Annotated in this window: 16 protein-coding genes and 1 riboswitch; of the genes, 11 read left to right on the top strand and 5 right to left on the bottom strand. The window is 67.3% G+C overall.

Going from position 1 to position 19,429, the window contains the following annotated elements; genetic code table 11:
* Nucleotides 1-125 precede the first annotated feature (125 nt).
* Both ACFXHE_RS23885 and ACFXHE_RS23880 read left to right on the top strand, forming a co-directional pair.
* The gene (locus tag ACFXHE_RS23885) at nt 126-1,352 is read left to right on the top strand and encodes a cytochrome P450 (protein WP_354850552.1); all 1,227 of its coding nucleotides are present in this window, start codon (nt 126-128) and stop codon (nt 1,350-1,352) included.
* A gap of 71 nt (nt 1,353-1,423) precedes the next feature.
* Complete coding sequence (locus ACFXHE_RS23880) at nt 1,424-2,152, top strand: TetR/AcrR family transcriptional regulator (protein ID WP_379386335.1); 729 nt, start codon at nt 1,424-1,426, stop codon at nt 2,150-2,152.
* Here ACFXHE_RS23880 and ACFXHE_RS23875 read toward each other — a convergent pair whose 3' ends face one another.
* The 3 genes from ACFXHE_RS23875 to ACFXHE_RS23865 all read right to left on the bottom strand — a co-directional run bounded on the left by ACFXHE_RS23875 (nt 2,153) and on the right by ACFXHE_RS23865 (nt 6,409).
* Nucleotides 2,153-2,623 carry a GNAT family N-acetyltransferase gene (locus tag ACFXHE_RS23875; protein ID WP_379386333.1) on the bottom strand — a complete coding sequence of 157 codons (471 nt, stop codon included), beginning with the start codon at nt 2,621-2,623 and terminating at the stop codon, nt 2,153-2,155. It abuts the gene before it with no gap.
* Nucleotides 2,624-2,645: 22 nt separating this feature from the next.
* Nucleotides 2,646-4,877 (bottom strand): MMPL family transporter, encoded by a 2,232-nt coding sequence (locus ACFXHE_RS23870; protein WP_379386331.1) that lies wholly within the window; start codon nt 4,875-4,877, stop codon nt 2,646-2,648.
* Nucleotides 4,878-5,017: 140 nt separating this feature from the next.
* Entirely contained in the window at nt 5,018-6,409 is a 1,392-nt protein-coding gene (locus ACFXHE_RS23865; RefSeq protein ID WP_379386422.1) for a threonine/serine exporter ThrE family protein, read from the bottom strand.
* Between the two features lie 131 nt (nt 6,410-6,540).
* Here ACFXHE_RS23865 and ACFXHE_RS23860 point away from each other — a divergent pair, with 131 nt between their 5' ends.
* Together ACFXHE_RS23860 and ACFXHE_RS23855 are read left to right on the top strand one after the other, a co-directional pair.
* Nucleotides 6,541-8,448 carry an acyl-CoA dehydrogenase gene (locus ACFXHE_RS23860; RefSeq protein WP_379386329.1) on the top strand — a complete coding sequence of 636 codons (1,908 nt, stop codon included), beginning with the start codon at nt 6,541-6,543 and terminating at the stop codon, nt 8,446-8,448.
* Between the two features lie 235 nt (nt 8,449-8,683).
* Nucleotides 8,684-9,352, top strand: a complete 669-nt coding sequence (locus ACFXHE_RS23855) for a phosphatase PAP2 family protein (RefSeq protein ID WP_379386327.1) — start codon at nt 8,684-8,686, stop codon at nt 9,350-9,352.
* Here the strand turns inward: ACFXHE_RS23855 and ACFXHE_RS23850 are convergent.
* Both ACFXHE_RS23850 and ACFXHE_RS23845 read right to left on the bottom strand, forming a co-directional pair.
* Nucleotides 9,327-10,214 carry a nuclease-related domain-containing protein gene (locus ACFXHE_RS23850; protein WP_379386325.1) on the bottom strand — a complete coding sequence of 296 codons (888 nt, stop codon included), beginning with the start codon at nt 10,212-10,214 and terminating at the stop codon, nt 9,327-9,329. The two genes, ACFXHE_RS23855 and ACFXHE_RS23850, sit on opposite strands and share 26 nt — an antisense overlap.
* An 83-nt stretch (nt 10,215-10,297) precedes the next feature.
* Nucleotides 10,298-11,992, bottom strand: coding sequence for a GMC oxidoreductase (locus ACFXHE_RS23845; protein ID WP_379386323.1), 1,695 nt, complete (start codon nt 11,990-11,992; stop codon nt 10,298-10,300).
* Between the two features lie 216 nt (nt 11,993-12,208).
* On the opposite strand from ACFXHE_RS23845, the gene ACFXHE_RS23840 reads away from it, so the two are divergent.
* The 7 genes from ACFXHE_RS23840 (at nt 12,209) to gcvP (ending at nt 19,324) form a co-directional block, all read left to right on the top strand.
* Nucleotides 12,209-12,826 (top strand): CDP-alcohol phosphatidyltransferase family protein, encoded by a 618-nt coding sequence (locus ACFXHE_RS23840; RefSeq protein WP_379386321.1) that lies wholly within the window; start codon nt 12,209-12,211, stop codon nt 12,824-12,826.
* 62 nt (nt 12,827-12,888) lie between these two features.
* Nucleotides 12,889-13,287, top strand: coding sequence for a glycine cleavage system protein GcvH (gene gcvH / locus ACFXHE_RS23835; protein WP_364625017.1), 399 nt, complete (start codon nt 12,889-12,891; stop codon nt 13,285-13,287).
* Nucleotides 13,288-13,472: 185 nt separating this feature from the next.
* A complete protein-coding gene (gene garA / locus ACFXHE_RS23830; RefSeq protein WP_354850581.1) occupies nt 13,473-13,940 on the top strand; it encodes a glycogen accumulation regulator GarA in 468 nt (155 codons plus the stop codon).
* Nucleotides 13,941-13,984: 44 nt separating this feature from the next.
* The gene (locus ACFXHE_RS23825; RefSeq protein WP_379386317.1) at nt 13,985-14,770 is read left to right on the top strand and encodes a MerR family transcriptional regulator; all 786 of its coding nucleotides are present in this window, start codon (nt 13,985-13,987) and stop codon (nt 14,768-14,770) included.
* Between the two features lie 67 nt (nt 14,771-14,837).
* Nucleotides 14,838-15,311, top strand: coding sequence for a bifunctional nuclease family protein (locus ACFXHE_RS23820; RefSeq protein WP_040807814.1), 474 nt, complete (start codon nt 14,838-14,840; stop codon nt 15,309-15,311).
* Between the two features lie 207 nt (nt 15,312-15,518).
* Nucleotides 15,519-16,085 (top strand): MerR family transcriptional regulator, encoded by a 567-nt coding sequence (locus ACFXHE_RS23815; RefSeq protein ID WP_354850586.1) that lies wholly within the window; start codon nt 15,519-15,521, stop codon nt 16,083-16,085.
* A gap of 139 nt (nt 16,086-16,224) precedes the next feature.
* Nucleotides 16,225-16,320, top strand: a riboswitch (glycine riboswitch).
* 163 nt (nt 16,321-16,483) lie between these two features.
* Entirely contained in the window at nt 16,484-19,324 is a 2,841-nt protein-coding gene (gene gcvP / locus ACFXHE_RS23810) for an aminomethyl-transferring glycine dehydrogenase (RefSeq protein ID WP_379386315.1), read from the top strand.
* Nucleotides 19,325-19,429: the final 105 nt, after the last annotated feature.

Raw genomic sequence — 19,429 nt, 5'->3', positions numbered from 1 at the left:
TCGCAGCGGGCGCGTCTGGTTTCCGGAGGCGGCGGAATCTAGTGAACGGGTTTTAGTAAAAGGTGTTCACAAACCCTGCTGTGGTGTGGTTCACTCGGTGGCGAACGTGTTCCAAAGGAGGTTCCGTGTCCGCGCCGTCCATCCCCACCGGTTTCGACTTCACCGACCCCGACCTGCTCGCGCAGCGTCTGCCGGTCGAAGAGTTCGCCGCACTCCGCAAGCAGGCCAAGCCCTTCTGGGTGCCGCAGGCCAATGGCCTCACCGGCTTCGACGATGGCGGCTACTGGGCCATCTCCCAGATGGATGACATCAAGGAGATCTCCAAGAGCCCGGAGACCTTCTCCAACGAGGAGAACACCGCGGTCATCCGCTTCTACGGCGACATCGCCCGCGAAGAGATCGAGGTGCAGCGCTACCTGCTGCTGAACATGGACCCGCCGCGCCACACCAAGCTGCGCCGGATCATCTCCAAGGGCTTCACCCCGCGCGCCATCGAGTCGCTGCGCAACGCGCTGCGCGAGCGCGCCGAGCGAATCGTGCACGAGGCCAAGAAGAACGGCTCCGGCAACTTCGTCGAGCAGGTCGCGTGCGAGCTGCCGCTGCAGGCCATCGCCGAGCTCATCGGCATCCCGCAGGAAGACCGCGGCAAGATCTTCGACTGGTCCAACCAGATGATCGGCTACGACGATCCGGAGTTCAACGGTGACCACAAGGTCGCCACCGCCGAGGTCATGGGCTACTCCTGGAACCTGGCCGAGCAGCGCCGCGCCTGCCCGATGGACGACATCGCCTCCACCCTGCTGCAGGCCGACATCGACGGCGAGTCGCTGGCGTCGGACGAGTTCGCCTGGTTCGTGATCCTGCTGTCGGTCGCCGGCAACGAGACCACCCGCAACGCCACCACGCACGGTATGAAAGCGTTCGTGGACAATCCGGACCAGTGGGAGCTCTACAAGGAACAGCGTCCGCGTACCGCTCCGGACGAGATCGTGCGCTGGGCCACCCCGGTCATCGCCTTCCAGCGCACCGCCATCGAGGACGTCGAGCTCAGCGGCCAGCTGATCCAGAAGGGCCAGCGCGTCGGCATGTTCTACAGCGCGGCCAACTTCGACGAGAACTACTTCGAAGACCCGTACAAGTTCAACGTGCTGCGCAACCCCAACCCGCACGTCGGCTTCGGCGGCACCGGCACCCACTACTGCGTGGGCGCGAATCTGGCTCGCCTGCAGCTGGATCTGATCTTCAACGCGATCGCCGACGTGATGCCGAACCTGCACCAGATCTCCGAGCCGGTGCGCCTGCGCTCGGGCTGGCTCAACGGCATCAAGAGCTGGGAAGTCGCGTACGAATGAGCGTCCGGGCCCCGAGGAGGTAGTGTGCGTAACCCGGTAGGGGCCCCGTTCTTTCGACCTGTGGAGTCAGCATGAGTGAACCTCGCCGACGTGGCCGGATGCCGGCGGTCAGCGACGCCGACATCCGGCGCGTCGCGCGGTCACTGCTGGTCGACCAAGGGCCCGACGCGATCACGCTGCGGGCCATCGCGCGGGAGCTGGGCATCACCGCTCCCGCGCTCTACCGGTACTACGAATCCCGCGACGACCTCGTCGCCGCCGTCCGTACCGACGTATGTGCCGATCTGGCAAAGGATCTGGAAGCCGCCGTCGAGGGCCTCCCCGACGACGCGGGCGTCCGCTTCTTCGCCATCTGCCGCGGCTTCCGACGCTGGGCGCTCACCCACTCCCGCGAATTCACCCTGGTCTTCGCCTCCCCGGTGACCGCCGGAATCACCAGCGCCATGCAGCAATTCGGCGAACCCGTCGGCCGCATCTTCCTCGGCGCCGCCGGCCGCCTCCTCACCGACTACGCCGTCGTGACCCCACCGCTGGAACTCATCCCCCCGGAACTCCGCGACGACCTCATCAAGTTCCAAACTGAACTCCTCAGCGTCCTCGCCGATTCCGGCCAGAAGTTCCCCGCCGAAAAACTGGACCTCGGCGTCAGCTACGTCATGATCCAGTTCTGGGCCCGCCTCTACGGCCACGTCACCCTCGAGGTCTTCGGCAACTACCCCATCCAGATCTCCCACCCCGACGTCCTCTTCGACTCCACCCTCGCCGACATCGGCCGAGGCATCGGACTCGTCGCCGACTGATCAGCCCACTTTCTGCTGGACGCGGCGCATGAAGCGTTCGCAGTCGTCATCGGGTGATGGTCCGGCGTCGACGAATCCGTGGCGGAGATACAGCGCGATCGCACTGTCGTTGCCGGACTTGACCGAGAGCACGACGTCGCGCCGGCCCGCCCAGTCCACTACCGCGCGCACGGCCGCATCACCCACGCCGCGGCCGCGAGCCGACTCGGCGACCCACAGCGAGATCAGTTCTGCCGCTTCGTCGTTTCGGATGTAGGCGCCCGCCATCCCCGCGGGCATGCCGTCCAGGCGCACGATGAAGTTGAGGGGGACGTCGGTCAGGCGGGCGCGCCAGCGCTGTTCGGTGTCGCCGGGTCCGCTCCACTCCGCGAGGGTCGAACCGAAGGCCGCCGCCGATTCGGTGAGGGCCCGCAGCCGGAGTTCGCGCCACAGAGGCCAATCGTCGGGGCGGAGTGCCTGGATCTCGATCATCGGTATCGGGTCCTGAGATGAATCAGCTTCGGGCGTCGGCCAATTCGGTGCGGCGTAGGTGCGCGGGTTCGTCGCGCAGCACGGGTTCGCTCAGGCCGATGCGTTGCTGGATGCGCTTCATCCAGGCCGGCGCCCACCAGACACGGTCACCCAGGAGCTTCATGGCAGCGGGAACCAGGAGCATACGCAGGACAGTGGCGTCGATGATCAGGGCGGCGATCATGCCGTAGGCGATGTACTGCATGAGGACCAGGTCGGAGAAGGCGAAGGCGCCGGTGACCACCAGCAGGATCAGGGCGGCAGCGGTGATGATGCGGCCGGTCTGGGCGGTGCCGGAGCGGATGGCCTCCTCGGTGGTCGCGCCGCGCGCGCGGGCTTCGACCATGCGGGACACCAGGAAAACCTCGTAGTCGGTGGAGAGGCCGTAGATGATGGCGATGATCAGGAACAGGATGTTCGCCTGAATCGGCTGGGGGGTGAAGTTCAGCAGGGTCGCGCCGTGGCCCTCGGTGAAGATCCAGGTCAGGATGCCGAGTGTGGACCCCAGGCCGAGCGCGCTCATGAAGGCGGCTTTCAGCGGGAGCACCAGGGATCCGAAGGTGAGGAACATCAGGAGCGTGGTGAACGCCAGGACCAGCAGGATCATCAGCGGCAGCCGTTTCAGCAGCGCGGCGATCGCGTCGTGCTGCACCGTCGGCACGCCGCCGACCAGCACGGTCATATCGTCGGGGACCGGCAGTGCCCGCAGATAGTCGATGGTCTTGTCGTACTTGGTGGAATCGATCAGATAGGCCTGGGTGCGATAGACATTCGGCTGCGTCTGGGAGCGGGTCGGAATCTCGAAACCGGTCGAGAGCCCGGTGGTGACCAGCCCGGGAGCGCGGCTCGCCTGTTCGATGAAGGGGCCCACCTCGGTGCTGTCACTGGCGGTGATGAGCAACTCGATCGGGTCGGGCTTGCGGAGCGGGAAATAGGTGTCGATCTGCTGCTGGGCGACACGAGTCGTATTGTCCGGCGGCAGATATTTCTCACTGAAGCCGCCGAAGGCGATATTGCGGACCGGCACGATCAGCACCAGCAATCCGAGGATCAGGACCGCGGTGATCTCGCGGGGATGCCGCATCACCCAGCTGGTGGACCGGCCCCAGAAGCCCTCCTCCACCTCTTGCGCCGAATCGGTACGGCGGAATCGCTTGATGCCCAGGGCATTCACCCAGGGCCCGAGGATCGCCAGCATGGCGGGCAGAATCGTGACGGCCGTCAGCGCCGCCAGGGTGACGGTGGCGATCGCGCCGTACGCGATGGACTTGAGGAAACCCTGCGGGAACAACAGCATGCCGCCCAGGCTGGCGACGATCATGGTGGCCGAGAACAACACCGTGCGGCCCGCGGTCATCACCGCGCGCCGCACTGCGGCGGGCGTGTCGTATCCGGCGGCCACCTCCTCGCGGAACCGGCTCACGATGAACAATGCGTAGTCGATGGCCAGGCCCAGGCCGATCATCGAAACGACCGGCGCCACGAAGGAATTCACCTCGGTCACATTGGTGATCGCCCGGACGATGCCGTTCGCACCCAGAATCGTCAGCACGCCCATCAGGAGCGGCAGCGCCGCGGCGACCACGCCGCCGAAGATGAAGAACAACAACACCGCGACCGCCGGAATGGCCAGCAGTTCCATGCGATGGGTATCGGCCGAAATGGTGTCGGTCAGGGCGGTCGAGACCGGCTGCAGGCCACCGACGTACACCTTGATACCCGGAATCGAGAACGCGTCCTTCACGGTCGTGGCGGCATTGTCCTTCAGCGCGACGGAGGCGACCGCGCGGGTCCGGTCCTTGGTGGCGAAGGCCGCGGAGGAACCCCGGATGGCGGAAACCTCGGGCCAATACGTGGCGTACACGCCGGCGATGTCGTTCGGAAAACGCTGGGTGAGCCCGTTGAGGCTGTCCACGATCGACTGACTCACGTCCGGATCGTCGACGGTCTTCCCGTCGGGCGCCTGATAGAGCACGATCACATCGGCGGCGTGGTTCGGCCCGAACGCATTGGCGGCCAGCACCGCCGCCTGCGCGGACTCCGAGTTCGGATCGTCCAGACCGCCCGCGCTGAGCCGGCTCTCGAAGCCCCAGGCGTAGCCGCCGAGACCGAGCAGGGCGGCCGCCACGATGCCCAGAACGAGAAAACGGTGGTTGGCTACGAGTTTTCCCCATAGCGCGAAGACATCGCGGTCACGCGGGCCTCTCGTGGTCATACTGCACGGTAGCAGTCAAGATCACGAGGAGTGAAAATCGTTGTATCAGAATACAATAAGTGAATTCCGGAACGTGATTTAGCGATAGAAAACAAGTATGGATCGTGGTGAAAAGGCCATGTCGGATCGCCGGGCTGTGATCACCCGGAGCTGAGCCGTGGCCGGCGCAGCGAGCCCATACGCTTCACGATCCGGGGCCGGCGCAGATCGCGGGCCATCCACTCGCCCAGGGTCACACCGGCCGCCAGGGCCAGGCCGACGGCGAACGCACCGAACAATTGGTTGAGCCCGACGATCAATTCGTCATTGAGCAGCGCGTAGAGACCGCGATAGACGCGCAGACCGGGAAGCAGGGGAGTGATGCCCGCGACCGCCACCACCAACGGGGGAGTCAGGGCGCGCCGCGCCACCAGACCACCGGCCAGACCCACCACCGTGGCCGCCACACCCGACGACACGATCGGGCCGAATCCGAAGCGCTGGACCAGCAGATAGACGATCGTGGCCGCCGCACCGCTGACCGCCGCCGCCGCGACGGCGCGCCGCTCCGCATAACAGGCGAGGGCGAAGGCCGCCGAGGTGAGCGCGCCCGCGAACAGCTTCAGGGGCAGATTGGTCAGATCGCGGGTCGAGGTCATATCGGCGATCGGAACCGTCGCCCCGAACACCTCCGCCACCCGCAGCGTGAACGCGATACCGGCGATGATGCCGCCGGTCATCATGATCACTTCCAGCATGCGCGCCGACGCCGTGATCGGCGCGCCGGTGATGGCGTCCTCGACCGCGCCGACCAGCTGTAAACCGGCCAGCAGCACCGTGATTCCGGCGGCGATGATGAGCGCGGGGTCCAGATGCAGGCTCTCGGCGAAGGTGGAGACCAGGACCGCGGGCACAGCGGCGATGATGCCGCCCACCATGTGCTGGAAGAAGAACGGCAGACCACGCCGATTCAGGATCCGGTTGGTGCGATCGATCATGGTGGTGGCGGCGAAGCTCAGCAGGGCGATCAGCAGGCCGCCATTGAGCAGCAGCGCCACCGCCGCGGCCATGACCGCCCAGCCGACCGTCGCGAGCCACCGCGGGTAGGGGTGCGGCGCGGAAGTGATCTCGTCCAGCGCCGCCAGCGCCTCCTGCGGCGGCACCAGTTCCCGGCGGATGCGGCGGGTCAGCCGATCGGCCGCCGCGAGGCGGGTGAAGTCGAGTGACCGGTAATGCACGACGCGCATGGTGCTGTACGGCGGCAGCCGCGGTCCCCGGTCGGCGGAGATACGAATCGAGTTGTAGGTGACATCGATATCGCACTTGGACAACCCGTAGGTGGAGGCGATGAATTCGATCTGCGTCGTGGTGTCCATGACCGCGGTCCCGGACGCCAGCACCACCTCGCCCACCCGCTCGGCCAGATCCATCACCTCGGTGACCGTCGCGTCGTCGGTGACGTCGATCGGCTGGACCGGAGCGGGCGCCTCGACCACCGCGTCGACGGTCGCGCGGCGGTCCGCGACCAAGCGGTCCACCGCGCCGGTCAGCATCCGACGCCACCGGGCACGCAGCCCGGAAGGCGCCTCCGCCTCGATAGCCACATCGGTGCTCACATACAGAACGTACACGGGTGCGGGAGATCACCAGGTTGAGCAGTTCGATGGCAGTAGTGTTTTCGAGTATGGCGACGAGCGGCGTTTCGATTTCGGAAGAGCTACGCGCGGCACTCGACGGCCCCTGGCGTGACGTGCGCGAACGAGCGCGGGGCGTCCTCGACGACGATCGCCTGTACGGCGACCCCGCCCTCGATATCAAGGCGGCGCGGGCGCGCGTGCTGGACCAGATGCAGCTGGTCGCCTCCTTCGGCTGGGTCGAGGGCGGCTTCCGGCACCCGGACGGCAGCCCGGGTGACCCGGGCGCGGTGGTCACCGCGCTGGAGATGCTGGCCTACACCGACCTGTCGCTGTGGGTGAAAAGCGGTGTGCAGTGGGGTCTTTTCGGCGGCGCGGTCGAAAACCTGGGCACCGAGCGCCACCGCGAGTACATCGACGAACTGATTCCGCTGCGCTTGCTCGGCTGCTTCGCCATGACCGAGACCGGGCACGGCAGCGATGTCGCCAACCTGGAGACCACCGCCACCTACGATCCGGCGGCCCGGGAGTTCGTGGTCCACAGCCCGACCCCCTCGGCCCGCAAGGACTACATCGGCGGCGCGGCCGAACACGCCCGCATGGCAGCGGTTTTCGCGCAGCTGATCACCGGCGGCGAGAGCAAGGGCGTGCACTGCTTCCTGGTGCCCATCCGTGACGAGGCGGGCAGCGACCTGCCCGGGGTGACCACCTCCGACTGTGGTCTCAAGGGCGGCCTGCCGGGCGTCGACAACGGCCGAATCCTGTTCGACCAGGTGCGGATTCCGCGGGAGAACCTGCTCAACCGCTACGCCGACGTCGCACCGGACGGCACCTACAGCTCCGAGATCGAGAACCCCAGCCGCCGCTTCTTCACCACCCTCGGCACTCTCGTGCGCGGCCGGATCAGTGTCGGCGGCGCGGCCTCGGCGGCCACGCGGGTCGCGCTCAGCATCGCCGTCCGCTACGCCGAGCAGCGCCGCCAGTTCGCCGACCCCGACACCGGCGAGGAGACGGTGCTGCTGGACTACCGCAGCCATCAGCGCCGTCTGCTGCCGCTCGTAGCGCGTTCCTACGCACTGGCTTTCGCACAGAACGATCTCGTGCACCGCATGCACCTGGTGCAGACCGGCCAGACCACCGACCCGCGCGCGCAGCGCGCCCTGGAGAACCGCGCCGCCGGACTCAAGGTCGCCCAGACCCGCCACGCCACCCAGGCGATCCAGGAATGCCGCGAAGCCTGCGGCGGCGCAGGCTATCTCACCGAGAACCGGCTGGTCACCCTCAAGGCCGACACCGATGTGTTCACGACCTTCGAAGGGGACAACGTGGTCCTGACCCAGCTGGTAGCCAAGGACTTACTGACCGCCTACGCCGATGAGGTGCGCGACCTCGACGCCCTCGGCTGGGTGCGCTTCGCGGCCACCATGGCGCGCGATGTGGTGCGCGAGCGATCCGGTGTGCGGCAGATGATCCAGCGTCTGCGCGACCGCGGCGACGAATCCGTCGACGAGGCCGACCTGTCCCGGCGGTCGGTCCAGTTGCAACTGTTCGCCGATCGCGAGGACTACATGGTCCGCACCGCCGCGCACCGGCTCCAGGCCCGTGCCAAGGAGACCGGGCCCTTCGAAGCGTTCAACAATGCCCAGGACCACATCCTCGCCGCCGGCAGCGCGCACATCGAGCGGTTGGTGCTGGAGGCCTTCATCGACGGCATCGCGGAGATCGAGGACCCGGACGCGCGCGCCCTCGCCGATTCCGTCTGCGACCTGTACGTCTACTGGACCATCGAGCAGAACCAGGCCTGGTACATCATGCACCGGTTCATGTCCGTGGAGCGGGCCAAGGCGGTGCGCCGCGGCGTCAACGAACTCGTCGATCGGCTGCGGCCGCAGGCGCTCACCCTGATCGACGGACTCGGCGTCCCGGAGGGCATGCTGCGCGCCGCCATGCTCGGCTGACCCCGGTCGCCGTCGCAGCCGAATCCTATTGCCTCCGTGCATCGTTGAGAGATTGCACACGGGGCGGGCCATTTCGACCTGACCACGCGGGCGCAGCACTGGCTGATGGCCCTGTTCACCGCCCACCTGGCCGCGCTGTTGTGGCATGCGATCGGGCTGCGCGACGGGCTGCTGCGGCGCATGCTGCTCGAGCGCCGATCCTGAGGCGCGGGCGGGCCGTCGGTATCGTGCAGCCGTGACTCGATCGACCGCGCCCGCCCCCACCCCGCCGGATCACCGGATACGCCGTGCCGCCCTGCCCGCCATCGTGCTGGCGGGGGTCATCGTCACTGTGCTTGTGCCGCTGTCGTTTCCGGCGGGCGGCGGGCCGACGAGCGCGGATCTGGTGCTGGAGCGCGATATCCACTCGGGGCTGGACGCGCACACGTGGGTGTACCGAGTCCTGGTGTTCCCCAGTAACAGTTATGTGGCCCTGCCGCTGCTGTGCGCCTCCGCGGCGTGGTTCGCCTACCGCCGCCAATGGTGGCAGGCCGGATTCGCCCTGGTGGCCCCCGAGCTGGTGGTGGCCGTCAATACCTTTGCGCTCAAACCGTTCTGGGACCGCAGGCTCGACCACTATCTCGCCTACCCCAGCGGGCACACCGTCCAGCTGGTCGCGGTCGTCACCGCCTTCGCCCTCGTCGCTGAATCCGCCCGCGTGCGGACCGGCACGGTGATCGTGATGGCGGTGGTGCTGCCGGCCGTCATGATCGGCATGGTCGGCTTCGGATACCACCATCCGACCGACGTGCTGGGCGGGACGGCGGCCGCGGTCGCGCTCGTGACCGCCCTTTACCTACCGTTCCGCTACTTCACGGCTACACCGGGTATCGCGCCGTCTAGTACGACGCCGCAACCGCGATGATGAACCACACCACCCACAGCGCGGCCACCACGAAACCGAGCGTCAGCATCACCCGCATGAGCCCGCGGGTCACCTCGATCCGGTCGCTGCGGCGCGGGTAGAGCTTGCGCGGGCTGAACCACGGCTCCGGGATGTTCAGACCGCGTGCCGACGCGTGCTCGCGCTCCAGCCGCGCCTGCTCCTCGGCGAAGGCCTCGGCCTGGGCCTGCTGCGGACCGCCGTGCCACAGCGTCGGATCCACCGGGCCCAGGAAGCCCTCGTTCAGCAGATCCTGCGGTGCGGGCAGATACGGCAGGATGCCCAGACCGCGGAACGCCCAGGCCACGTCATTGGCCGACCACTGCGGCCGCCCGCGCGAGAGCAGGCTGGTGAAGTGGTCGCGCAGCCGCCGCTCGTCGCCCAGCAGCACCTGGAAACTGGGATCGTTCCACAGCTGGGTGACCCGTAGATTCGAGCCGGGCGCCGGCACCACCAGCACGATGCCGTGGATGACGCGCTGCCCGAGTCCCCGCTCGGCCAGCCAGTTCTGCAGCGCGAAGGTGTGATCGCGGGACTTGTCCAGCGGACTGCGCTTGTCGCCGCCCTCGAAGGTGATGATCCGGTCGCCGACCCGCCAGGGGCCGTTGACCGGAATCTCGAGCTCACCGTCCATGCGCTCCGACAGCGCCTCGGCCTCGATCACCACACAGCTGGTCGGCGTCCACACCACCGCGTCGAACGGATGCAGCTTATCGCCGTGGAACAGACTGCAATTGACGGTGGCGACGCCCTTGGGATCGGTGCTGCCCTTCCAGGTTCGCAGCCAATCGATGAGCACCTTCTCGGCGTGGCTGCCGGCGGCGTTCTGCACTCGGACGAGCATCGGCTCTCACCTTCCTCGTCGAATCGATACCGGGAATGGTACGGGCACAACACCCCAAATTACCGCCGGGCACGCCGCCGCGCTCAGTTCGCGGAGAGCTCGTGATCGTTCGGGAACAGGGGCAGTCGCAACGCGCCGGGCGCGAAGTCCGGCACTACCGCGTGCTTGGGCGCGACGGGGCGAATCCGACGATACGCGGCGCCCAGCTCGGGCCGCGGATCGGCCTCGTTTCGGTTGGGCCAGAACGCCATTGCGCGCTCGGCCTGGGCGGTGATGGTCAGCGACGGGTTCACGCCCAGGTTCGCCGTCACCGCCGAGCCGTCGGCGACATGCAGGCCCGGATGGCCGTACACGCGCTGATACGGGTCCACCACACCGCTTTCCGGGCCCTCGCCGATGACGCAGCCGCCGATGTAGTGGGCGGTGGCCGGGATGTTGAACACGTCCATGGCCAGCATCTGCACGTCGCCGTCGACCTTCGCCCCGAAGCGGCGGCCGACATCGTGCGCGAGCGGGATCCAGGTCGGATTCGGCTTGCCCATACCCTGTTTGGTCTTCAGCTGCCCCCAGCGCCGGAACGAGGTCAGCGAATTGTCCAGCGACTGCATGACCAGCAGGATGACCGACTTCTCCGACGCGCGCCGGGCATTGAGACTGCGCGCGAAAACCACCGGGTGCAGCAGCATGGCCAGCAGGAAGCGCAGGAACCGGAACGCACCGCCGTCCACCAGCGGCACCGACAGCGGGAATAGGCCGTTCTGGCCCTTGCCGTAGTGACACACCTCGACATGGGTGTCGGGCTCGGGATGGATCGAGGAGGTGATGGCGATGCCCTCGGCGAAGTCGTCGCGGGCCTTGCTCGCCACGTTCAAAATGGCCTCGGAGTTGGACCGGGTCAGCTCGCCCAGCCGCGGCGACAGGTTCGGCAGCACACCCTCGTCCCGCATCTTGTGCAGCAGCTTCTGAGTGCCCAGCGCGGCCGCCGCGAACACCACCTGCTCGGCGGTGAACACCTTGCGCCCCTTGCGGATCCAGCGATCCGAGCGCTGTGTCTCGATGGCGTAGCCGCCGCCGGTCATGGGCCGCACCTTGGTGGCCGTGGTCAGCTCGAACACGTGCGCGCCGGCCTGCTCGGCCAGGTACAGGTAGTTCTTGGGCGTGGTGTTCTTGGCGTTGTGCGGGCACCCGGTGAAGCAGCGCGCGCAGTGGATGCAGCCGGCCCGCCTCGGTCCCGCCCCGCCGAAGTACGGGTCGTCCACATCCTCGCCCGGCGCGGCCTCGTTGAAGAACACGCCCACATTGGTGGCGTGGAAGGTGTCGGCCACGCCCAGATCCTGTGCCACCGAACGGATCACGTCGTCGGCCGGGGTCATGCGCGGATTCGGGGCCACGCCCAGCATGCGCTGCGCCTGGTCGTAGTACGGCGCGAGCTCCGAGCGCCAGTCGGTGATGTGGGCCCACTGCCGGTCGGTGTAGAAGGCCGGCAGTGGCTCGTAGAGGGTGTTGCCGTAGATCAGCGACCCGCCGCCCACGCCCGCCGCCGAGAACACCGCGCACCTGCCCAGAATGCTGATGCGCTGGGTGCCGGTCAGCCCCAGCCGCGGGGCCCAGATCGACTTGCGCACATTCCAGTTCGTCTTGGGGATGTCCTCGGCGTTCCAGCGGCGGCCGGATTCCAGCACGGCCACCCGGTAGCCCTTCTCGCTCAGGCGCAGCGCGCTCACACTCCCCCCGAACCCGGAGCCGATAACGACGACGTCATAGTCGAAGTCGGGCATGGTCTTTCCTCTCCCTGGGCTGTACCGATCAGCCTTCACCACTCGGGCCCGAACCGCAGCACGCCCCGCGAATTCGCACCCTCCAATACGATGAGAAAATACTGATATCATTCTCTCACCGGGTGAGTATGACAGCGAACATATCGGTTGGCTCCGGCGGCGGCGCGGCGGCGTGCCCGGATGGAGATGGCGCGGCGATTGGGGTATGACCGGGTTGTGACAACCGAACGGAACGCCGAACCGGTCTACAGCGACCGCATCCTCACCGTGCCCAACGTGCTCAGCGTGATCCGGTTGATCGGCGTCCCGGTTTTCCTGTGGCTGCTGCTCGCCGAGAAAGCCGACGGCTGGGCCTTCACGCTGCTGGTCGTCAGCGGCATCACCGATTTCCTGGACGGCAAGCTGGCCCGGCTGCTGGATCAGTCGTCCAAACTGGGCGCAATCCTCGACCCGCTGGTGGATCGCCTCTACCTGCTGGCGACCCTGGGCGGCTTCCTGATTCGCGGCATCCTGCCCTGGTGGGTGGTGCTGATCCTGGTCGGCCGCGACGCGATCCTGACCCTCACCCTCGGCATCTACCGGCGCCGCAACCTCCCCCCGCCCGAGGTCATCTACCTGGGCAAGGCCGCCACCTTCGCGCTGATGTCCGCGCTGCCCTGGCTGCTGGCGGGGCAGATGGACTGGGCGGCGGCAGGTTTCGGCCGCGCGTTCGGTGGGGCATTCTTGATCTGGGGCACGGCGGTCTACGTCTGGACCGGAATCCTCTATCTCCGCAAAGCCGTCGCCGTGGCCCGAGCGATACCGCCCGTGCCACACCATGATCACTCCCGATAGGGTGTGCGGCGGACGGATCGACGACGATCCCGAGAGGAACGCCCGTTGAAAGGACACTGCCAGTGACCGCAGTACCCGAGGATTTGCGCTACTCCGAAGAGCACGAGTGGGTGAGCAAAGTGGGTCCGACCCGGGTGCGGGTGGGTATCACCGATTACGCGCAGTCGCAGCTGGGTGACGTCGTGTTCGTGCAGCTGCCGGCGGTGGACTCCGACGTGGCGAGCGGTGACAGCATCGCCGAGATCGAATCCACCAAGAGTGTGTCCGACATCTACGCCCCGCTGGCCGGGAAAGTCGTTGCGGTGAACGATCTTCTGGATGCCGAACCCGAGACGGTCAACTCCGACGCCTACGGCGACGGGTGGCTCTTCGAGGTCGAGGCGGAGTCCGCCGAGGCGCTCGAAGCGGCGCTCGGAAAGCTCCTTGATGCCGCAGGTTATCAAGGAGTTATCGGAGGCTGAAGGAGCCTTCACAGTTCTACCTGCACGGGTACGCCCTGGCAGGGTACGGTCAATGCCAACAGAAGTGCGCGCAGCCGGTGTCCGGATTATCCGGACCTACCCGAAGCGGGGAGCGGCCGGAGTGCCGCATCGCTGAGGGCATCAACTGCTTGCATGGATTATTCGGTTCGAGGAGGAGAGCAAGGGTGAGCGAGAACAAGGACCCGGGTTACCAGGAAACGGCAGCAGAGACCACTTCGGTGTTCCGTGCCGACTTCCTGAACGAGGTCGACACGTCGCGCACCGAGCAGACCGGCGAGCAGCCGGTGCAGGGAGTGGAGGGCCTGCCCGCGGGCGCGGCCCTGCTGGTGGTCAAGCGTGGTCCGAACGCCGGCTCGCGCTTCCTGCTCGACCAGCCGACCACCTCGGCGGGACGCCATCCCGACAGTGACATCTTCCTGGACGATGTCACCGTCAGCCGGCGTCACGCGGAATTCCGTCAGGACGACGACACCTTCCAGGTCGTCGATGTGGGCAGCCTCAACGGCACCTACGTCAACCGGGAGCCGGTGGATTCCTCGGAGCTGCAGAACGGTGACGAGGTCCAGATCGGCAAGTTCCGTCTCGTCTTCCTGACAGGACCGCGACCGGCGACGAGCGACTCGGGTCTATAGGACCGAGCGGAATGACTGGCGCAGCGCAGTGGACGCGCGGAGGCATGTCGATCGGCTCCGTGCTGGATCTCCTGCGTCCGGATTTTCCGGACATCACCATCTCCAAGATCCGATTCCTGGAGTCGGAGGGCCTGATCAGCCCGGAGCGCACGCCCTCGGGGTACCGCCGCTTTCATGTGGCGGACGTCGAGCGCCTGCGCTTCGTGCTGACCGCGCAGCGGGATCAGTACCTGCCGTTGAAGGTGATCAAGGAACAGCTCGAAGCGATCGACAGTGGGGCGGCGACGCTCGGGGTCCGGGAGGCCCGGGCCCGGGCGAACGCCGTGGGAGGGGCCGTGCCCGATTCCAGACCTGGGCCGGACGCGAGAGATGGTCTGTCGCCCAATGGAGGCGGCCGCCTGCGGCGGCTGAACGCCGTGCCCGGTGAGGTATCGCCCGAGGAGCTCCGGTTCGACCACGAAATCCGGATCACCCGGGCGGATCTGCTCGAGCAGGCGGGCATCGACGAGAAGTTCCTGACCGAGCTGATTCGCGCCAACCTCATTACCCCCGGTGCCGCAGGCTATTTCGACGGCGACGCCGTCACGCTGGCCCGCACCGCCAAGGCTCTGAGCGAATTCGGTTTGGAGGCAAGGCATCTGCGCGCCTTCAAACTGGCCGCCGATCGCGAGGCCGCCATGGTCGCGCAGATCGCGGCGCCGATCGCCAAGAGCCGCGACGCGGATGCCCGCGCCCGGGCCGAGGAGACGGTCCGCGAGTTGGCGGCATTGTCGCTGACTTTGCACACCTGCCTGGTGAAGACCTCTGTGCGCGCTTCCCTCGGGGGCTGAATTCTTCGCCTAGACTCGGTATTACAGCCGGGTTGGGCGGCCGGTGAGGATCTTGGGAGGCAGTGCGATGAGCGAAATGCGTGTGATCGGCATCCGTGTCGAACAACCACAGAATCAGCCCGTGCTGTTGCTCCGAGAGGTCTCCGGCGACCGCTATCTACCGATTTGGATCGGCCAGGCCGAGGCCACCGCGATCGTGCTGGAGCAGGAGGGCGTCACGCCCATCCGCCCGCTGACCCACGATCTGATCAAGATTCTGATCAAGGAGCTCGGGCACACCCTCAAAGAGGTGCGGATCGTGGATCTGCAGGAGGGCACCTTCTACGCCGACCTGGTCTTCGAGAACGATCTGCGCATCTCCGCGCGGCCCTCGGATTCGGTGGCCATCGCGCTGCGGGTGGGCTGCCCGATCTATGCCGAGGAGCCGGTGCTGGAAGAGGCCGGACTGGTCATGCCGGACGAGCGCGAGGACGAGGTCGAGAAGTTCAAGGAGTTTCTCGAATCGGTATCTCCCGATGATTTCAAGGCCACGGACAGCTGACCAGTTCCTGACCTGGTAATGATCTCCGAACGGGACAAAACAGGGTCTCTACCTCAGGTTTAGGGTTAAAAACACGCGGCTGATCAAGCTTTGCCGGTGCCGATTCTGCCGCGACAATCAGGGGAGTAGCCTCGATTGTTAGGCCAACGCTCCAGAGTCGATTGACAGAGCCCGAGCCCTGATAGGTAAGCAGTAAGGGAGTAGTCAGTGGGAGATCAACCGCAACCTCAGGATGTGGTGCAGCCAGGGCTGTTCCCCGATGACACGGTGCCCGACGAACTCGTCGGCTACCGCGTGCCCAGCGCTTGCCAGGTGGCCGGCATCACCTACCGCCAGCTCGATTACTGGGCCCGCACCGGACTGGTCGTCCCGTCCATCCGCAGTGCCACCGGATCCGGCAGCCAGCGCCTGTACTCGTTCAAGGACATCCTGGTCCTGAAGATCGTCAAGCGGCTCCTCGACGCCGGCATCTCGCTGCAGAACATCCGCATCGCCGTGGATCACCTGCGCAGCCGGGGCGTCGAAGACCTCGCCGGGATCACCCTCTTCTCGGACGGCACCACCGTCTACGAGTGCTCCTCCGCCGAAGAGGTGGTCGATTTACTGCAGGGTGGCCAGGGCGTGTTCGGCATCGCCGTCAGCGGCGCCATGCGCGAACTCACCGGAGCGATCGCCAACTTCCCGGCCGAGCGCGCCGAGACCGCGACCACCTCGGACCGTCCCGAGGACGAGCTGTCCTTCCGCCGCAAGGCCCGCATGAGCAAGACCGGCTAGGCACCCTTTTCCGGACGCGCGTCGCATCTTGCGGCGCGCGTTTCGGGTATCCGGGGCGGGCCGTTCGAACTGCGCCACAGTCTGAAACCTGCCCAGGCAACATTCTTGTAACCTGGCGCCGCTTAGACTGACAGTGCGTCGCAGCCGTGCGGGAGAGTTCCGGGGATAGTCTCGGACGCCGAAGGAGCAGCACCTCCCCGTCAATCTCTCAGGCACCAGGGACCGTGCGGAGTTTCGACGCCTCTGGAAAGTGGTGACCTCGCGTCACCCGCCCATGGTGAAAGGTCAACGGCCGCAAGGCCGGGGTCCGAATCTCTCAGGCATCGAGGACAGAGGGGGAGGGCAGACGACACGTCGGCCGCCGGGCCGACCCCCGCCCACCCCTTTGGAGAGCAGCCGTGATCTGGACTCGATCCTTCGCCGACCGCCACATCGGCCCCGACAGCGGCGAGACCGGCCGCATCCTGGAGACCGTGGGCGTCGAGTCGCTGGACGAACTCGCCACCCGGGCCGTGCCCGCCGGCATCCTGGACGCGCCCGAGGGCAATGGGCTGAACGCGCTGCCCGCCGCGCTCTCCGAGCACGAGGCGCTCGCCGAGCTTGCGGCGCTGGCGAATTCGAACACCGTGGCCACCTCCATGATCGGGCTGGGCTACTACGACACCCTCACCCCGCCGGTGCTGCTGCGCAATCTCGTCGAGAACCCGGCCTGGTACACGGCGTACACGCCGTACCAGCCGGAGATCAGCCAGGGCCGCCTCGAGGCGCTGCTGAACTTCCAGACCATGGTCGCCGACCTGACCGCCATGGAGGTCGCCAACGCCTCCATGCTGGACGAGGCCACCGCGGCGGCCGAGGCCATGACGCTGCTGCAGCGGGCCAACCGCAAGAGCAAGTCCGAGCGGCTGCTCATCGACATCGATCTGTTCCCGCAGACCCGGACGCTGCTCTACACCCGGGCCGAGCCGCTGGGCATCGAGATCGTCGAGGCCGATCTGGCGGACGGGCAGCTGCCCGGGGGCGACTTCTTCGGCGTGATCGTGCAGCAGCCGGGCGCGTCCGGCCGCATCGTCGACTGGGCGCCGGTCATCGAGGCCGCGCACGCGCGGGGCGCGCTGGTGGCGGTCGGCGCGGATCTGCTTGCGCTGACGCTGATTACGCCGCCGGGGGAGCAGGGCGCGGACGCCTGTTTCGGCACCACGCAGCGCTTCGGCGTGCCGCTGGGCTTCGGCGGGCCGCATGCCGGCTACCTCGCGGTGCACAGCGCGCACGCGCGGCAGCTGCCGGGCCGCCTGGTCGGCGTGTCCGTGGACGCGGACGGCAACCTGGCCTACCGGCTCGCCCTGCAGACCCGTGAGCAGCACATTCGCCGCGAGAAGGCGACCTCGAACATCTGCACCGCGCAGGTGCTGCTGGCCATCCTGGCCGCCATGTACGCCTCGTATCACGGCGCGGACGGGCTGCGCTCGCTCGCGCGCCGGGTGCACGGGCACGCCCAGTGGCTGGCCGCCGGACTCGGCGACGCGGTGGTGCACCAGACCTTCTTCGACACCGTGCTGGTGAAGGTGCCCGCGGGCGCGGAATCCATTGTGACCAAGGCGAAGGGGCGCGGGATCAACCTGCGGCTGGTCGATGCCGATCATGTGGCGATCGCCTGCGACGAGGTCACCACAGATGCCAATGTGGTCGACGTGCTGGACTGCTTCGGCGCGGAGATCCCGGTCGGCCCGGAGGGCGCGCTCTTCCACGGCAAGCAGCGCCCGCACATCGAGGTCCGGACCTCGGAGTACCTGACCGCGCCCGCGTTCACCAGGTACCGCACCGAGACCGCCATGCTGCGCTACCTGCGCGCGCTGTCGGACAAGGACATCGCCCTGGACCGCAGCATGATTCCGCTCGGCTCCTGCACCATGAAGCTGAACGCGGCCGCGGAGATGGAGTCCATCACCTGGCCGGGCTTCAACCGGGTGCACCCCTACGCCCCCATCGAGGACGCCCCGGGCCTGATCAAGCTGATCGAGGACCTGGAGGGCTGGCTGTGCGCGGTCACCGGCTACGACCGGGTTTCCTTGCAGCCCAATGCCGGTAGCCAGGGCGAATACGCGGGCCTGCTGGCCATTCGCCGCTACCACCTGGATCGCGGTGACTCGCACCGGGACACCTGCCTGATCCCCTCCAGCGCGCACGGCACCAATGCCGCCTCCGCCGCCATGGTGGGCATGCGGGTGGAGGTCGTGAAGACCCGCCCCAACGGCGACATCGACCTCGACGATCTGCGCGCCAAGATCGCCGACCACGCCGAGCGGCTGGCCTGCATCATGATCACCTACCCGTCCACCCACGGCGTGTACGAGCACGAGGTGGCCGAGCTGTGCGGGCTGGTGCACGAGGCCGGCGGCCAGGTGTACGTGGACGGCGCGAACCTCAATGCCCTTGTCGGACTGGCCCGTCCGGGCAAGTTCGGCGGCGATGTCAGCCACCTGAACCTGCACAAGACCTTCTGCATCCCGCACGGCGGCGGCGGCCCGGGCGTGGGGCCGGTCGCGGTGCGCGAGCACCTGGCGCAGTACCTGCCGGGCAATCCCCTCGAAAAGGGTTCACACGCGGTGTCGGCGGCCATGTACGGCTCGGCCTCGATCCTGCCGATCACCTGGGCCTACATCCGCATGATGGGCGCCGACGGCCTGCGCCGCGCCACCCTGACCGCCATCGCCTCGGCCAATTACATTGCGCGCAAGCTGGATCCGCACTTCCCGGTGCTCTACACCGGCGACAACGGCATGGTCGCCCACGAGTGCATCCTGGATCTGCGCGAGATCACCAAGCGCACCGGCGTCACCGTCGACGATGTGGCCAAGCGCCTGGCGGACTACGGCTTCCACGCCCCGACCATGAGCTTCCCGGTCGCGGGCACCCTCATGGTGGAGCCCACCGAGAGCGAGAACCTCGAAGAGCTGGACGCTTTCATCGCCGCCATGATCGCCATCAAGGGCGAGATCGACCAGGTCGAGGCCGGGGTCTGGCCGGTCGAGGACAACCCGCTGCGCGGCGCGCCGCACACCGCGGAATGCCTGGTGGGTGCATGGGATCACCCCTACAGTCGCGAACTCGCCGTCTACCCGATGGGCGTGAAGCACACCCGCGCCAAGGTGTGGCCCTCGGTGCGCCGCATCGACGGCGCCTACGGCGACCGCAATCTGGTGTGCTCCTGCCCGCCGCTGGACGCGTACGCCGAGTGATCGGCGACTGACCGTCGAACAGTGAAGCGGGCCCGAGGGGGGGGGACCGCGGGGGGGGGTGACACGTGTTGGGCAAGCCCAAAACAGGAGAGAAGGATAAAAAAA

Origin of the sequence: Nocardia sp. NPDC059229, assembly GCF_042754165.1 — a bacterium.
Taxonomy (GTDB): Bacteria; Actinomycetota; Actinomycetes; order Mycobacteriales; family Mycobacteriaceae; genus Nocardia.
This window is presented reverse-complemented; position numbering and strand designations above follow the sequence as displayed.

Excerpts from the sequence above, each read along its gene's own strand:
- ACFXHE_RS23880 (WP_379386335.1), top strand. The coding sequence starts at position 1,424 with ATGAGTGAACCTCGCCGACGTGGCCGGATGCCGGCGGTCAGCGACGCC.
- ACFXHE_RS23875 (WP_379386333.1), bottom strand. The coding sequence starts at position 2,623 with ATGATCGAGATCCAGGCACTCCGCCCCGACGATTGGCCTCTGTGGCGC.
- ACFXHE_RS23870 (WP_379386331.1), bottom strand. The coding sequence starts at position 4,877 with ATGACCACGAGAGGCCCGCGTGACCGCGATGTCTTCGCGCTATGGGGA.
- ACFXHE_RS23865 (WP_379386422.1), bottom strand. The coding sequence starts at position 6,409 with ATGCTGACCGGCGCGGTGGACCGCTTGGTCGCGGACCGCCGCGCGACC.
- ACFXHE_RS23860 (WP_379386329.1), top strand. The coding sequence starts at position 6,541 with ATGGCGACGAGCGGCGTTTCGATTTCGGAAGAGCTACGCGCGGCACTC.
- ACFXHE_RS23850 (WP_379386325.1), bottom strand. The coding sequence starts at position 10,214 with ATGCTCGTCCGAGTGCAGAACGCCGCCGGCAGCCACGCCGAGAAGGTG.
- ACFXHE_RS23845 (WP_379386323.1), bottom strand. The coding sequence starts at position 11,992 with ATGCCCGACTTCGACTATGACGTCGTCGTTATCGGCTCCGGGTTCGGG.
- ACFXHE_RS23825 (WP_379386317.1), top strand. The coding sequence starts at position 13,985 with ATGTCGATCGGCTCCGTGCTGGATCTCCTGCGTCCGGATTTTCCGGAC.
- ACFXHE_RS23820 (WP_040807814.1), top strand. The coding sequence starts at position 14,838 with ATGAGCGAAATGCGTGTGATCGGCATCCGTGTCGAACAACCACAGAAT.